The following is a 14,330-nucleotide window of genomic DNA, read 5'->3' on the forward strand; positions in this document are numbered from 1 at the left end:
AGATCGATATGAGAATCGATATATTCTGTCGGGAGAACCCTATGCCCTTGAATAATCCCTCTGAGAGCGCACGTCCTCAGCGCCAGATCAACGACGTCGACTACGTCGGCAGCGCCGAAGCCATGTCGATCCTGGGCGTGCGGCGCGAAACGCTGTACACCTACGTCAGCCGCGGACTCATCAAGACGATGCAGCGTCCGGGCGTGAAGGCCAAGCTATACCGCAAGGCCGATGTCGAAAAACTCAGGAGCCGGGCCGTTGCCCGCTCGGGCGGGCCCCAGGTCGCACACTCCCTTCGCTATGGCGAGCCGATCGCGCAGACATGGATCAGCGAGATCACCGCCCACGGCCCGCGCTACCGGGGGGTGCTCGCGCGCGACCTGGTGCGCGACGGCCGGTCGTTCGAATTCGCCAGCGAGCTCATCTGGACGGGACTGCCGCGCACACGGGACATCGCATGGCCCCCCCCTGCAGGACACCCGCCAAGCGGAATCCCTGGTCAATCTGGCCTTGCATTCGGCAGAGCACGTCACGCCGCTCAAGCTCCTGTCGATGCTGACGACCTCGCTGTCGGCATTCGAGCGGGCCGAGGACGACATGCAGACGGCCGGCTTCGCAGCCTGCCGGAGGCTGTTGCAGACGCTGGCCGGCACCGCGGGCGTCTTCGGTCCCAGGGCTCAGTTTTCAGCGCCCCGAGACGGAGAGTTCATGGCGCAGTGCGTAGCCCGCGGGCTGGGCCTGGGCGACAGGCCCGATGCTGTGCGGGCCATCGATGCAGCGCTTGTGATGTCCGCCGAGCACGAGCTGTCGGCCCCGACGTTCGCCACGCGGATCTGCGCCTCGACGGGAGCGGATCTGCATGCCTGCGTCGCGGCCGCGATGCTGACCCAGTCGGGGTCGATGCAGGTCGGGGGGGCCGTCGAGGTGGAGGCGCTCATCGATGCCCTGCCCTTCGGACTGGAACCGGAAGACGCCCTGCCGCTGGCGGCGGCCTCGGGCTTCAAGAGCAACGAACTGCCCTGCTTCGGACACCCTCTGTACGACGGCGAGGATCCGCGCTCGGCAGTGCTCCTCGACTTCATCGGACGCCTGGACACGCATGGACCGGACACGCCGAGGGTACAGGCACTGGTGGCCGGTGCACGGCAGGCAGGGCAGCATCCGAACGTGTTCGCCGCCCTCGTGATCCTGTGCAAGGCGATCGGTCTACCCAACGGAAGTGGCGCGATGCTCCACACCTTGGCGCGCACCAGCGGCTGGATCGCCCATGCGATGGAGCAGCGCCTGACCGGGGCCATGCTGCGCCCGAGGGCCAAATACATGGGTCAACACCACCCTCGGTGAGGCCGCGCGCGCCAGGCCCCCTGCGACCGGGGCAGGACCGGCAGGGAACGCCATGACCGGTGGCGCCCCAGGGTTCACCAGGCGTGTGCGCTAACTGACCAGAGGTCGCAAGGCCCTGCTCAATGCACACCGAGCGAAGCCCAGTGCCAGCACGGCCTGCTACCGCGTCAAGCGCAAACCGGCAAGCACGCGGTGAGCGCGAGGCCCCTGCGCCGTCACTCCCGCATCACCAGCGCTGCCGTGGCCCTGCGGACCAGGGGCAATGCAAAGAGCAGGGTCGGAAAGGCAATCATCCACGACAGCGCCCATGCGCTCAGCCAGATGTAGAAAAAGCCAGGAGTCAGGCCGATGCTGCGCAGCGTCGTGACGGCCGACACGATAAACGTCATCAAGACCGACAACAGCAGCGGCATCACCAAGGCCGCGTAAGTGGCGGGGAGTTTGGCGAAGCCAAAGACCGTGCGGGATTGGCATGTTGGAGAAGGAGTTTCGTTCTTCATGGGTAGATCCAAAATGTGTGTTGAGCCCCGCGGTCGGGGCTGCCGAGGATGCCGTCCAGGCGGCCATGGAAGCGAGCGCGCCCACCAGGAATAACGGCACGCCGGCCCATGCCCTCGGATACCAGTTGTCGATGGAGTCTGGTGCCGTGCAGGACCCGCCAGGGGCGGGCGCAAACGACAGAGGAGCCTACCTCCGGCCTCTTCGCCGCATTGCCCTTCTGTCGAAGGGTCTCCACCGAAATCACAGCGCGCACGCCGGACAAGCACCCATCGCTTTTTGCCAGGGTATTCCTCGTCATCCACGTGACGTCAATCAGGCTGGGAGCGCTCCTCCCGAAATCGCCTTCCTGAACGGCTGGGCAGTCCCGGAAGAAGGAGCGATAGGTGTTGCTCCGCAGCTGATGCGCCAGATCAGGCTCTTCCTTCGTCGACATGGGCTCTCCTTCGTTTGGTTAGCAACTCTGCGTCGCAATGTTAAATTATTGTTAGATAGCAAACTAAAATTATCCGTCATATAAGCTCTACGTCATATGATTTCCGGCCGTTACATCGCGAGCACCTCGACGACTTCATCAGCGTCTACAACTTCGCGCGCAGGCTCAGGACTCTGCAGGGCTTGGCACTCTGCGAATTCATCTGCAGACAGTGTGAGCGGCTCAGGATTGATCCGATCCATCCAATGCCGGCACTGAACACCTAGGGCGTGTTGAGATTTAACGTGAATTGATCACAGCCGATACCAACGTGATGACAGCAGCGAAGCTGCTGTCTGTCTTGTCGCAGCGCATTGCAATACGTTTGAACTCCTTGAGCTTGCAAAAGAAGTTCTCGATCAGGTGCCGCCACTTGTAGACCTCTATATCAATCTGCAAGGGCGCTCGCCGATTGGACTTATGTGCAATCACCACTTGGAAGCCCTGTGCCAGCAAGCGTTGCTCCAGCCAGTCTGCGTCAAATGCTTTATCGGCCAGCAATGCCAGCAGATCTATGCCTTCAAGCAGTTGCTCTACACCTTGAAGATCATGTCGTTGGCCTGGCCGCAAAACAAATCGGATCAAGTTCCCAAGGGTATCTGTCAGCGCCAAGATCTTGGTGGTCAAACCACCTCGACTGCGACCTATGGCCTAGCCCGCAGACCCTCTTTTGCACCCTTACCATGCCGGTGCACTCGCACCATCGTTGCATCCAACATCACGTATTCCATGTGCGGTTGATCGCTGACTGCATCAAACAGCTTTTGAAAAACATCAGCTTTGACCCAGTCGCGAAACCGCTTCAAGACGGTGCTCCACTTACCAAACTCGGGTGGCAAATCTCGCCAAGGGCTACCTGTTCGTGTAATCCAAAGCACTGCTTCCAAGAAGAGTCGATTGTTGGAGCCACTGCGTCCTCGGTCTCCAACCTTCCCCAAACACAATGGACTCATACGAGTCCATTGTCCATCTCTCAAAACATATCGCATCACCGCGATGATTGTCACGTAGCCGCGGAGATAAAGGATCAAATCTCAACAAATCCTAGTCGAACACGAGCTTCGCAACCACTCCACGCAGCCATTGGTTCGCCGGGTCCCTGTGTGCGCGCCGATGCCAGAACTGCCGCACATCAGCTGCAGGAATCTTCAGTGGAACCGGAAGGATCTGTACACCCCTGACGTTACGCGCCGCGTTGCGCGGCACGGTGACCACTAGGTTGGACCGCTCGACGACGTCCGCCGCGACATGGTAGTGGGTCACGCGCAGGATGACCTTGCGCTTGGCACGCATCTTTGACAGGGCACGCTCCACCAAGTCATCCGCATGGCCCGTCGCCACGGCCACGTGCTGGGCCTGCAGAAACTGTTGCAGCGTGAAGTCGCTACGGATCGACGGATGCCGCTTGCGCACGAGGCAGCAATAGGGATCACCAAACAGGCGCTGCTGGTAGAAGCCCGACTTCAGAAAGGCAAGATTGCCGATCGCGAGGTCCGCCTCGCCGCTCTGCAGCAGCTGCAAATACTCTTCATTGGGTCGTCGCAGCGACTCGATGCGCACATGGGGCGCTTCTCGCAGCACCTCCGATATCAGCCGTGGCAGAACAATGGCCTCCCCCGCGTCGGACATGAGGATTTTGAACGTCCGTTCCGACTCCCGCGGGTCGAATCCGTGCGGTCTCTCCAGCGTCTGCTGAAGGATCGCCAGCGCCCGGCGAACCGGACCAATGAGTTCTTCGGCTAGTGCCGTCGGCTCCATCCCCCCCGTCGTCCGCACGAACAGCGTATCGGAGCAGGCCTTACGCAGGCGCAGCAGCGCATTGCTCATGGCCGGCTGCGACAGGCCCGCAGTGATCGCCGCCCGCGACACATTGCGTTCCGCATAGATGGCGGCGAAGACCCTCAGCAGGTTCAGATCGAAGGTTTTGATATTCATATCCTGAATTTTATTTCTCTCTAATATCGATTAGACATGGTTGGTGTAGGCAGTGATCATTTCCCCACCGAAGCAAGAAAGGAAGAGAACCGATGGGGACAGAGATCAAGACACCCGTGCTGATTGTGGGTGGAGGCCCGGTGGGCCTGTCGGTGGCAATCGAACTGGGGTGGCGGGGGATCGAGTCGATCCTTGTGGACGAAGGCGACGGGACAATCGAACACCCGCGCACCGGCCTCATCGCGGTGCGCACGATGGAGTTGTTCCGGCGCTGGGGGCTGTCGCAGCGCGTGCGCGAATGCGGCTTCCCGGAGGACTATGACCTCTCGATGTTCTTTTGCACGTCGCTCAATGGCCTGCTGCTCGACCAGGAAAAGTATCCGAGCATGCGCGACGCACCAACGCCGCCCGAGACACCCGAGAAGAAGCAGCGCTGCCCACAGTTGTGGCTGCAGCCCATCCTCACCGACGCGGCACGCTCCGAGCCAAAGACCCAATTGCTCTTCAAGCACCGCTTCGTTTCGCTGCTGCAGGACGACCAAGGCGTCACGGCGGTCGTCACCAACCTGAACACAGGCGAGCCCTTCACCATCCGCGCGCAGTATCTACTCGGCTGTGATGGCGCCACCAGCCAGGTGCGTGAACAGGTAGGCATTAAGATGGAAGGCAGACTGCTCAGCTACTCCGTGAACGTCCTGATCCGCGCGCCGGGCCTGGTCGACAAGCACAAGCTGGGCCCAGCCGAGCGCTACCTCTTTGTGGGCCCGGAGGGAACCTGGGGCAATCTGACCGTCGTCGACGGGAACGAGATCTGGCGCCTGACGGTGCTGGGCTCGGAAGAGAAGATGGATCTGAAGAACTTCGATCCCGCAGCCTGGGTTCGGCGCGCGATCGGCCGCGACGACGTGGAGTTCGAGGTGGACTCCGCCATCCCGTGGCGGCGCAGCGAAATGCTCGCAGATCGCTACTATCAGGGCCGTGTCGTGCTCGTGGGAGACTCCGCCCACACCATGTCGCCGACCGGTGGCATGGGCATGAACACCGGAGCGCAGGAGGTGATGGACATCGGCTGGAAGCTCGAGGGCCTCATCAACGGCTGGGGCGGCCCTGCCCTGCTGCGCAGCTACGAGTTGGAACGCCGGCCGATCGCGAAGCGCAACATCGACTTCTCCACGCAGAACTTCAGGGCATGGCGGGACACGCCCAGCCCGGCGGCCGTCTGCGACGCGACCCCCGAGGGCGAGAAGGTTCGCAAGGACCTCGGCAAGCGCCTGCGCGAATCGACACGCGTGGAATGGGAGTCGCTAGGCCTGCAGATTGGCCATCGCTACGAGGGCTCGCCGATCTGCGTTCCTGATGGCACACCACCGCCCCCGGACGAATACTCGACGTATATCCCGACGACACGCCCCGGGTCTCGCGCACCGCATGTCTGGCTAAGCGATGGCCGATCGACGCTCGACCTGTTCGGCGATGGGTTCGTGCTCATGTGCCTCGACCACAAGCTGGATGCGGATGCGCACGCGCTTGCCAATGCCTTCGCCGCCAAGAGAGTTCCCTTCCGGATCGAGTTCATCGCTCAGGCCGACGTGGCGGCGGCATACGAGCGCCCCCTGGTCCTGGTTCGGCCCGACGGGCATGTCGCATGGCGTGGCACCCGCGTGGAACTCCCGGGCCAGGTGGTAGACACGGTCCGAGGCGCCGCATAGAGCAGCCCCCACCTCACAAACCCAAAAGAGACAAACCGATGAAGACTAAACTGCCTAGCAGCGCGTTCAAGGCGGTGGCAACTGCCCTCCTGGGCTCATGCATCGCACTAGGCGCGCACGCCAACGGCTATCCGAGCAAACCCATCACGCTTGTCGTCCCCTTCCCCCCCGGGGGAAGCAACGACGCCCTGGCACGCACGGTAGGCCAGAAGCTCAGCGAGTACTGGAAGCAGCCCGTTCTCGTGGACAACCGGCCCGGTGCTGGCGGCAACATAGGCACCAAGCACGTGGCGAAGGCCGTACCCGACGGCTACACCCTGCTTGTCGTCGCCAACAATTTTGTCACCAACCCGTTCCTCTATCCAGACGGGCGCGCAGGCTACGACCCGGTCAAGGAATTCGTCCCCGTCACCCAGCTGGGCCGTGTACCGTTCGTACTGGTCGTCAATCCAGGCTTTGCCGCCAAATCCACCCAGGAACTGATCGCCCTGGCCAAGGCCCAGCCCGGCAAGCTGTCCTATGGCTCCGCCGGCATCGGCACCCCGCACCATCTGACGGGCGAGCTCTTCAAGAGCCTGGCCGGCATCGACATGGTGCACGTGCCGTACCGCGGCGCCCAGCCCGTGGTCACCGACCTCATCGGGGGTCAGATCCAGGTCCTCTTCGGCGTCGCGAATTCGGTGCTGCCCCACATCAAGACCGGTGCCTTGCGGCCGCTCGCGGTGACGGGCGAGCAGCCCCTGTTCTATCTTCCGAACGTCCCGACTGTCGCCAGCGCCGGCTTCAAGGGCTTTCGAAGCGAGGTCTGGATAGCTCTGGTCGCACCGGCGGGCACGCCCGCCGACGTAGTGGCCAAGATCGAGGAAGCGGCGGGCCGGGCTCTGCGCGATCCTTCCGTCAAGGCGACGCTGGAAGCCCAAGGGCTAGAGCCAGCCCCCTCGACCCCGACGGCCCTCAAGGCCTTGATGCAGGAAGACACGGCACGCTGGTCCAAGGTCATCAAGGATACCGGCGCAAGAGCCGAGTGATCCGAGCCGGTGAAGACTGTGACTGAGAGCCGCTAATCTCACTTCCCTTTGAGATCAGCCAGAAGCATTTATGCTCCTGGCCCTCATGGCAAGACAACCCGTTAGCAAAGAACTGTAGCGACAGTTGTAGTCCCTGATCCCAGCCTTCACGCCTTCCGTCAAAGGTGGCGCACGTAAGCTTCACCGTGAGCGATGAAGCAGCGCTCAATGGCATTCTGTTCGTGCTGCAAACCGGCATCCCATGGGAAGACTTGCCTCAGTCCTTGGGTTACGGCAGTGGTATGACCTGCTGGCGGTGCTTGCGTGACTGGAATACCAATGGCGTCTGGCAGCGTTTGCACCAAGCCTTGCTGGTGCGTCTGCGCGAGCATGACCAGATTGATTGGAACCGAGCAAGCATAGCTGGCTCCACGGTGCCAAGCCCCCGGGGGGCCAGGAAACGGGCCCCAACCCCACGGACAGAGGCAAGCTTGGCACCAAGCGCCACCTCGTCGTAGATGCTAGAGGCATCCCACTGTTGATCCTCGTCAGTGGTGCCAACAGGCATGACTCCATGATGTTCGAGAAGTGGATGGATGCGATTCCTGCCATTACGGGCTTGCCGGGGCGGGCACGCAAGCGGCCGGAGAAGCTGCATGCGGACAAAGGCTACGACTACAAGCGCTGCCGTGCCTATCTCAGACGACGAGGCATTGCCAGCCGGATTGCCAGGCGAGGTGTCGAGAGCAGCGAAAAGCTAGGCAAGCATCGCTGGGTTGTAGAGCGCACACATGGCTGGTTTGCAGGTTTTGGCAAGCTACACATCCGCTTTGAAAGGCGGCTGGATATCCACGAAGCGTTGCCGAAACTGGCCGCTACGATCAACTGTGCACGCTTCATGGATCGGTGGTGTTAGCCGCTCTGAATAGAACCCAGGCTCTCCGAAGCGACAGATCGGTTGAATCTATTAGGGAACCTCTGCATACATCCGTCGATACAATGAGCGACGGATCAAAATCTCGAAGGAAGCAAGGAGCCCCGTCTAGTCCAGCATATCCTCGAGATCGCTGTATAACCCGTCCAATTTTTAGGTCACATCCCCACCTTGAGCTAGCTAATCAGGATCAGCATAAATCGCAAATATAACATCTGACGATTTCCTCTCAATTACTGGATGGATGAAAAACACCTATTTCAGAAATTTAAATAAAATTAGGTTAATTAATTGGCAACTATAAGACATCGATCAATAGAAGTTATTAATGACTTTGACTCCAGTAAATCTAACTACGAGCCATCAAATTTCGTTTCGGTTTTCGATATCAAAAAACCGATATCATTTAAATCCCTCGCAAAGAAATATATTGAAATACATTCCATCTCGGATCAAGAAGCAGTTTTTAAGAAATTTATTTATTACTATTTTATTTGGAAATTATCCACAGAAATTCTTCTCCATATGGAAGAAACCCGGGAGTCAACGGTCAAAAAATGGTGGGGCACAACAAATGAAAATACCAATCCTTTTAAGACAAAATGCATATTAAACAAAGCAAATTTTGCATATGAAAAAAATCTGCTTACCACCAAGCATCATTTATCACTCAAATCAACCTACTTCAACTTATTGTTTTTATGCGTAAAAATAGAGCGCTTATGGACTATGAATATCACAATCAGCGATGAATATTTCACAAAATTTATAAGAAACGAAATTCCTCATGATAAAAATATTTCTGAGGACTTAAAAAACTCTACAGGATATCTTTTTAGAAGACTCCTAATCACTTCCAAAAAATTACTGGAATTATCAGCTCAGAAAAAAGGCATCCCAATAGATGAGCACATAAGAAGGCAAAGATCATCCAAAGCGGGCGTTGCAAGAAATAATGGAAGGCAAGAGTTGATCAATGAATTCAAAAAGTTATTTACTCAAATTGAATTGAATTTAAATACACCACTTAAAAACACTAACAAAAGCAACCTAAAAAATGGAAAAATCAAAAATTTTAAAAATCTCTATGATTGCTTCTACCTAGAATTTATCCAGATAATAATAGAATATCAAAAATCTGCTAAGCAAAATAATAAAAACTATGGATTAACACTTCAAGCAGATAATCTCGATACTAAATTTAAAGATTGGTCAAAAAGGGATGAAGATTTCAGAGTATTAATTGATAAAATATACAACTCTGATATGCCAAACAAAAAAATAGCGCCCCGTGGTAGGGCGCTATAAACATATCAAATATTAAAATTTACCCGACAAATTATTGGCAATTGTTGTGTTTTTTGGATTCATAGCTGCGATTGATGCGGCCGTCAAAACTACATTCTTGCGCGTGTTCATCGGATAAAAACCAACCTTGCCCTCCAACTCCAGTTGGTCAAGCGCCATGTCAAGTTGATCGGCTTTACGCAGACTCAACGGCGCACCACGGATTAACGTGTTGCGAGGCGTCGCAGTTGCGTTGTACTTGACTGCGCGGCGCATCAGATAGTCATAGAGCGTCCGTGCCAATTCTTGCTGCAACGCCTCTTGAGGAAGCTTTCCGAAGCCCGCCCGGGCTTGCACCAGATGCCATTGGACGATGTCAATCGCAGTCTCCATCGACGTACGTTCGATCATCTCCTGTGGGGCTGTAAACCACTGCAAGACCCCTGCCAAGCGCAGTGCCTGCTCTCCTGCACGGCGAACAAAGGGACGAATGCTGTGCCACATGCTGTCCCTCAACAACATCTCCCACTCTTCCAGAGCCTGCTTCCACAATTGTTCAGCGTCAGCGACAAGCCGCATCTTGCTACGGGGCTTGCCATGCATGAAAAGCTCCTTGTAGTCACGCATCAGCGCTTTGATGCGCTCGTGAAACTCATGGTTGTAGGTATTCATGCTGCACGGCGGTGGAGGAACCGACAAAGGCATTGAAGCAAACGACATAAGCATGCGCGGCAAAAGCCCCGACTCGATCAAATAAGCGCCTTTGTCACCTTTCATCATGCGGCTGAAGGTCAAGTCCTGGACCAGCATGCACAGCGCACCACGTGTATCAGCCACATAAGTCAATCCACGGGTACGGCTAAGATGACGAATAGGCGCAGCATCGAAACGTTTGCACAGCGCAGGCACATCCAGGTTGCGGGTCAGCATGCTCCCTTCATCCAAGGCATAGAACAAGGATTTGGCACCCTTGGCGTAAACATCGACTACGCCTTTCTCCGTTGCCTCCTCCAGCAAAAAGGGATGCGAACCCCAATGACGGAAGCTCATCTCTGGATCAAGATAGCCCTCCATGCCCCGCTCGAACTCCTCCATACCACGACAGGCCAACTTCAGCACCGTGGACTTGCGATCGCCAGACAAAGCCACAACACCGGTGAACAGACTGGTGGGCATGTCAGTGCCAAACGGGCTCAGGACATCTGCCACACCTTGCACTGCCGCCGATGCCACACTCACGGCCACAGGGCCAACCAAGGCATCGTTGGCCTGGGTCGCATGCATCACGCAGTAGACGAAATCGCGCATCATCGGCGGCAAAGATTCCGTTGGATAAAGCAGCTGACCTTCTTTCAAGACACTCATTTCTTATCTCCCTTCACCTTGCGACCACCTTGAGGGCCGCGCACCTGCTTGATATCTGCCTCTGTCATCGTTTTGCTTCTCTTGGGGCCCCGTTTCTTGCACGATTCATTGCGAAGCTGAGTGCCTCCGAAGCTGTGCATATTTCCCGGCATACGCAGCTTGAGGAAGTAATCCACCTTGGTCAGGTAGTCGGCATAGACACCTACGATTTCCCACAGCAGCGGATCGTCGTACTGAATCACACGCAATATGGGCTCACCTGTAGACTGGATGGCGTTGACGTTCCAGACGTAGGATTTCTCGTTATCGATTACAGACTTCCACATCTGCGCTATGGCACGAGCTGTCCTGATGCGATACTGATGCTTGGACCCATTCAGGCCAATCATCCAATGCAGATGCAGGCCACGTTGAGCACCAAACTCAATCTTCCAAAAATAAAAGGCCAGATCCGAGCCATAGCGCTTCTTGAGCAGCTCAAGCATGGCATCGCGATATTCTGTCACCTCCATCAATTGATCCTCGAAATCTTTCTGATCTTTAAATTTTGCACGTAAGTCAGGAATTGAATGTCGTAGCCCCCAATCCAGACGAATCAGCAGAATCTTTGAAAATTTCTTCCAAGATCTGCGGGTTACCCGCATCACCTGACCATAGCGCTTAGTGGCGTTTGTACGATAACTTTTTACAGCCTTACGCATCCCTTTGTTCAAAAGCATTTTGCGCAATGCAAGTGCCAACTGATCGAAGGCAGATTGAGCCAACTGCAACTCGCAAGCGTTCAATGTCATAAACTCTGGCATCCCCATTCCTAGCAAGACACAGTTCTCGGCACCTCCATCCTGAGAGCCTTTCTTCAGGAGAAAGGCACACGTGGTCTCGATGATTCCTGCAATCATCGGATTAATATCAAGGCAGCTCCAAGCTCCTCTATCTTTTTCTTGCAGAAGCTGAGTGCCAACCTCATCAACCAAGGTGATAAGGGCACCAGCAAACTTCGATATATATTTTTGTTTTTTCAGATTTTGCTCATTACTCCCAAAAGGTTCCTTGTAGTTATGCTTGATGAGATGCTGAATCAACTCATCAAGGGCACGCTTCATTCCGGGACCTTCAAAGCCAGGAAGATGATCTTCATCATCATCTTTCGCGTATTCCAACAGAATGTTCTTATGCACAACGGAGTTATGCATGACGTAGTGTGACTTCATAATTAATAATCTATCGAATGGTTTTACTCTTTCTCTTTGATATATTTCTCTTATATATCTTAGTTACTAAGAAACCGATTTTCCTTATTGAATATTTGTTTATCCACCGGTGATAATTTCCCCGTTCTCCACGAAGGATTAACCTTCATGGAGATGGAAATTCACACGTGAGTAGTTCCGGATATTTAATACCCCTAAATCAGCAAGCTTGTTGCTTTTTCTTCAAGTGCTCGATGTAGTCATTCACATCCGACAGCACCCACCCCCTCGCCTTTGTGCCAAGACGAATGGGCTTCGGAAACACGGGGTCGTAATACTTGGATTTGGGATTAATGCGCAGATACACCGTGGAGCGAGAAATCCCTAGCGCCTTCAGAAGTTGGCGCAGGCGGAGGATGGTGTTCAGACGCATGGCATCGTTGCCTACTGTGGCAACGGCCTGGATCGCTTCCTCATCGCAGAAAGGCGTACGGGGGACTTCCGCAGTCCGAGAGGCTTGGGGGTAAGCGAGCAAGGACATGCTTGCCTGGGATGCCTGTACAGGATGGAAGCTACGCTCCATCTGGCTCTTGGATTGAGGTGCGTAAGGGGTGTGGTTCATGGCAATCAGCTCGTGTTGAAGAGAACCGGATTGCAGCGGAACGACCAATTTCTTTCGAGCCGGTTGCTTGGCTACGAGAACAGACTCAAGCATCAATCTTGACTTTTCAATTAATTTGCGATAGCGATAAAAATCAACCATCGCATCCACTCGCAACCTCGTCATGCGAACCTGCGAAAGGTCGCCAACATTTAGTTCCCCCACATTGGAGAAATCGAGTGTTTCGGGCGCATGCGAAAGCTTCGCTTTTTGGCATGCGAAGCCGCATGTGATGCCAGGCTTGTGACACATCACAAGCTGCGTGATATCGAGACAAACGCCTCTTCGAGCTCTCCCAAAAAGCTGATTCTTTCAATCAACAATCAACTTTTTTTCAACCACATATCACCGACCTGAGCAGACACCGCTCTGCCGACCAGGTCGTGGTGATGCGCCTGCCTCCCTCACGACAGGCGCTCCAGCACCTGGCTTCTTGTCTTTCTTCCAAGGAGCTTTGATGCCTTTTTCCCCTCTCCCTCCCAATTGCCCCCTGTGCCATAGCCCACGGGTCGTCTCCCGCAACTGGGCTCGCAAGACCGCAGGTGCCATTGGCTGCGCCGCTGGCGCCACAGGTGGCTTTGTGGGCGCCCTGCGTGGTGCGCAGATTGGGATTGCCTCGGGCCTGATGACCGGCCCCGCGGGTTCAACCCTCGGTGGCATTGCTGGCGCGGTTTTAGGTGGCTTGGCCGGGACAGCCATTGGCTGCGAAGTCGGCACGTCGGTGGGCAAAACGATCGATACCCGAATGCTGGACAACTTCAAGTGCCTGGAATGCAGGCATGTATTTGCCCGCCAGGAATCGACCTCCGGCTATGCCGATTCCGATTGAGCGATTCGCCCGACTCAGTCCATTTTCCCTTCTACCCCTTACCTCCCCTTTTGGCTTTTCGCTTCTCTTACTGAAGGAGTTCTCTCATGGCACATCTCGTAGAAACCATGGCCTATACCGGCCAGACCCCCTGGCATGAACTGGGCCACGCCCTCCCTGCCAAGCAAGGCATCGATGTCTGGGCGCAAGCGGCCGGCATGGATTGGCGCATCCAGGAAACACCGGTGCGTTATCTCGCATCCAGTGGTGAGCCAGGTCCTTCCGGGCTGTCCGGCCTGTATGCCGAGCCCAAGGAGTTTCCCGAGCAGAAGGTGCTGTACCGCAGCGACACCCAAGCCCCTCTGTCGGTGGTGGGCAGCCGCTACCAGGTAGTGCAGCCCCGTGAGGTGCTGGAGTTCTATCGGGATCTGACCGAAGTGGCCGGCTACGAACTGGAGACGGCCGGGGTGCTCAAGGCCGGGCGCAAGTTCTGGGCCCTGGCCCGTACGGGCAAGTCCGCTGCCCTCAAGGGCAAGGATGTGGTCAACGGCTATTTACTGCTGGCCACGTCCTGCGATGGGACGCTCGCCACGGTGGCGATGCCTACGACAGTGCGGGTGGTGTGCAATAACACGCTGACCATTGCGCTGCGCGATGGGGTCGGTGCCGTCAAGGTGCCGCACAGCACGGCTTTCGATGCCCAGGCGGTCAAGCGCCAGCTGGGCGTGGCCGTGGGCCAGTGGGACAGTTTCATGTACCGCATGAAGACGCTGGCGGAGCGCAAGATCAAGACCCATGAGGCGATGAATTATTTCCTCAAGGTGATCTGCAATACGGACCAGCATTCCGATCCCACGGTGGGCCTGACCAATGAGCGGGCCCTCAAGAAGGTACAGATGCTCTACGAGGGCCACGGCAGGGGCGCCGAGATGCAGGCGGCCAAGGATACGGCCTGGGGCCTGCTGTGCGCCGTCACGGAGTTTGTCGACCACGAGAAACAGGCACGAAGCCAGGACAACCGCCTCGACAGTGCCTGGTTCGGCCAGGGAGCGGTGATCAAGCAACGGGCCCTGGACCATGCGTTGCAGTTGGTCGCCTGAATCAGTGGCCTGATCGT

General features: G+C 56.4%; 13 protein-coding genes and 1 pseudogene. 7 read left to right on the plus strand and 7 right to left on the minus strand.

Annotated elements, in window-relative coordinates; all coding sequences use genetic code 11:
* The first annotated feature begins 300 nt into the window (after positions 1-300).
* Positions 301-1,344, plus strand: coding sequence for a citrate/2-methylcitrate synthase (locus O987_RS21105; RefSeq protein ID WP_268746927.1), 1,044 nt, complete (start codon positions 301-303; stop codon positions 1,342-1,344).
* Between the two features lie 215 nt (positions 1,345-1,559).
* On the opposite strand, the gene O987_RS21110 is transcribed toward O987_RS21105, so the two are convergent.
* The 4 genes from O987_RS21110 to O987_RS21125 form a co-directional block, all read right to left on the minus strand.
* On the minus strand, positions 1,560-1,844 hold the full coding sequence (locus tag O987_RS21110; RefSeq protein WP_043374600.1) for a DUF2798 domain-containing protein: 285 nt from the start codon (positions 1,842-1,844) through the stop codon (positions 1,560-1,562).
* On the minus strand, positions 1,841-2,278 hold the full coding sequence (locus O987_RS21115) for a hypothetical protein (RefSeq protein WP_043374602.1): 438 nt from the start codon (positions 2,276-2,278) through the stop codon (positions 1,841-1,843). The genes O987_RS21110 and O987_RS21115 overlap by 4 nt, the downstream gene beginning before the upstream one ends.
* A gap of 279 nt (positions 2,279-2,557) precedes the next feature.
* Positions 2,558-3,315, minus strand: a protein-coding gene (locus O987_RS28425; protein ID WP_144245005.1) for an IS5 family transposase whose coding sequence is annotated in 2 segments (ribosomal slippage) — positions 2,558-2,970 and positions 2,970-3,315 — 759 coding nt in all. Because the reading frame shifts where the segments join, the coding sequence is not laid out codon by codon here.
* A 46-nt stretch (positions 3,316-3,361) separates the two neighbouring features.
* Complete coding sequence (locus tag O987_RS21125) at positions 3,362-4,252, minus strand: LysR family transcriptional regulator (protein WP_043374606.1); 891 nt, start codon at positions 4,250-4,252, stop codon at positions 3,362-3,364.
* Between the two features lie 92 nt (positions 4,253-4,344).
* On the opposite strand from O987_RS21125, the gene O987_RS21130 reads away from it, so the two are divergent.
* From O987_RS21130 to O987_RS28925, 4 genes and pseudogenes are all read left to right on the plus strand, one after another.
* Positions 4,345-5,961: an FAD-dependent oxidoreductase gene (locus tag O987_RS21130; RefSeq protein WP_043374609.1), complete on the plus strand. Its 1,617-nt coding sequence runs from the start codon at positions 4,345-4,347 to the stop codon at positions 5,959-5,961.
* Positions 5,962-5,999: 38 nt separating this feature from the next.
* Positions 6,000-6,989, plus strand: coding sequence for a tripartite tricarboxylate transporter substrate binding protein (locus O987_RS21135; RefSeq protein ID WP_043374611.1), 990 nt, complete (start codon positions 6,000-6,002; stop codon positions 6,987-6,989).
* 124 nt (positions 6,990-7,113) lie between these two features.
* Positions 7,114-7,884 (plus strand): annotated as a pseudogene (locus O987_RS28430) (IS5 family transposase).
* Between the two features lie 543 nt (positions 7,885-8,427).
* Positions 8,428-9,210 carry a hypothetical protein gene (locus O987_RS28925; RefSeq protein WP_144244960.1) on the plus strand — a complete coding sequence of 261 codons (783 nt, stop codon included), beginning with the start codon at positions 8,428-8,430 and terminating at the stop codon, positions 9,208-9,210.
* Positions 9,211-9,222: 12 nt separating this feature from the next.
* On the opposite strand, the gene O987_RS21150 is transcribed toward O987_RS28925, so the two are convergent.
* From O987_RS21150 to O987_RS29280, 3 genes are all read right to left on the minus strand, one after another.
* A complete protein-coding gene (locus tag O987_RS21150) occupies positions 9,223-10,554 on the minus strand; it encodes a DUF3987 domain-containing protein (protein ID WP_051962227.1) in 1,332 nt (443 codons plus the stop codon).
* Entirely contained in the window at positions 10,551-11,747 is a 1,197-nt protein-coding gene (locus O987_RS21155; protein WP_158407682.1) for an inovirus-type Gp2 protein, read from the minus strand. The genes O987_RS21150 and O987_RS21155 overlap by 4 nt, the downstream gene beginning before the upstream one ends.
* A 217-nt stretch (positions 11,748-11,964) precedes the next feature.
* Positions 11,965-12,657 carry a helix-turn-helix transcriptional regulator gene (locus O987_RS29280; RefSeq protein ID WP_200879570.1) on the minus strand — a complete coding sequence of 231 codons (693 nt, stop codon included), beginning with the start codon at positions 12,655-12,657 and terminating at the stop codon, positions 11,965-11,967.
* Between the two features lie 205 nt (positions 12,658-12,862).
* Here O987_RS29280 and O987_RS21170 point away from each other — a divergent pair, with 205 nt between their 5' ends.
* Both O987_RS21170 and O987_RS21175 read left to right on the plus strand, forming a co-directional pair.
* A complete protein-coding gene (locus O987_RS21170; protein WP_043374618.1) occupies positions 12,863-13,234 on the plus strand; it encodes a membrane protein in 372 nt (123 codons plus the stop codon).
* Between the two features lie 86 nt (positions 13,235-13,320).
* Positions 13,321-14,313 (plus strand): DUF932 domain-containing protein, encoded by a 993-nt coding sequence (locus tag O987_RS21175; RefSeq protein ID WP_034390085.1) that lies wholly within the window; start codon positions 13,321-13,323, stop codon positions 14,311-14,313.
* Positions 14,314-14,330 lie beyond the last annotated feature (17 nt).

It is taken from the genome of Comamonas testosteroni TK102, assembly GCF_000739375.1.
Classification (GTDB): domain Bacteria; phylum Pseudomonadota; class Gammaproteobacteria; order Burkholderiales; family Burkholderiaceae_C; genus Comamonas; species Comamonas brasiliensis.

What these genes read in the sequence shown, in the direction of transcription:
- O987_RS21105 (WP_268746927.1), top strand. Translation starts at nt 301, where the DNA reads ATGGCGAGCCGATCGCGCAGACATGGATCAGCGAGATCACCGCCCACG.
- O987_RS21110 (WP_043374600.1), bottom strand. Translation starts at nt 1,844, where the DNA reads ATGAAGAACGAAACTCCTTCTCCAACATGCCAATCCCGCACGGTCTTT.
- O987_RS21115 (WP_043374602.1), bottom strand. Translation starts at nt 2,278, where the DNA reads ATGTCGACGAAGGAAGAGCCTGATCTGGCGCATCAGCTGCGGAGCAAC.
- O987_RS21125 (WP_043374606.1), bottom strand. Translation starts at nt 4,252, where the DNA reads ATGAATATCAAAACCTTCGATCTGAACCTGCTGAGGGTCTTCGCCGCC.
- O987_RS21130 (WP_043374609.1), top strand. Translation starts at nt 4,345, where the DNA reads ATGGGGACAGAGATCAAGACACCCGTGCTGATTGTGGGTGGAGGCCCG.
- O987_RS21135 (WP_043374611.1), top strand. Translation starts at nt 6,000, where the DNA reads ATGAAGACTAAACTGCCTAGCAGCGCGTTCAAGGCGGTGGCAACTGCC.
- O987_RS28925 (WP_144244960.1), top strand. Translation starts at nt 8,428, where the DNA reads ATGGAAGAAACCCGGGAGTCAACGGTCAAAAAATGGTGGGGCACAACA.
- O987_RS21150 (WP_051962227.1), bottom strand. Translation starts at nt 10,554, where the DNA reads ATGAGTGTCTTGAAAGAAGGTCAGCTGCTTTATCCAACGGAATCTTTG.
- O987_RS21155 (WP_158407682.1), bottom strand. Translation starts at nt 11,747, where the DNA reads ATGCATAACTCCGTTGTGCATAAGAACATTCTGTTGGAATACGCGAAA.
- O987_RS29280 (WP_200879570.1), bottom strand. Translation starts at nt 12,657, where the DNA reads ATGTGTCACAAGCCTGGCATCACATGCGGCTTCGCATGCCAAAAAGCG.
- O987_RS21170 (WP_043374618.1), top strand. Translation starts at nt 12,863, where the DNA reads ATGCCTTTTTCCCCTCTCCCTCCCAATTGCCCCCTGTGCCATAGCCCA.
- O987_RS21175 (WP_034390085.1), top strand. Translation starts at nt 13,321, where the DNA reads ATGGCACATCTCGTAGAAACCATGGCCTATACCGGCCAGACCCCCTGG.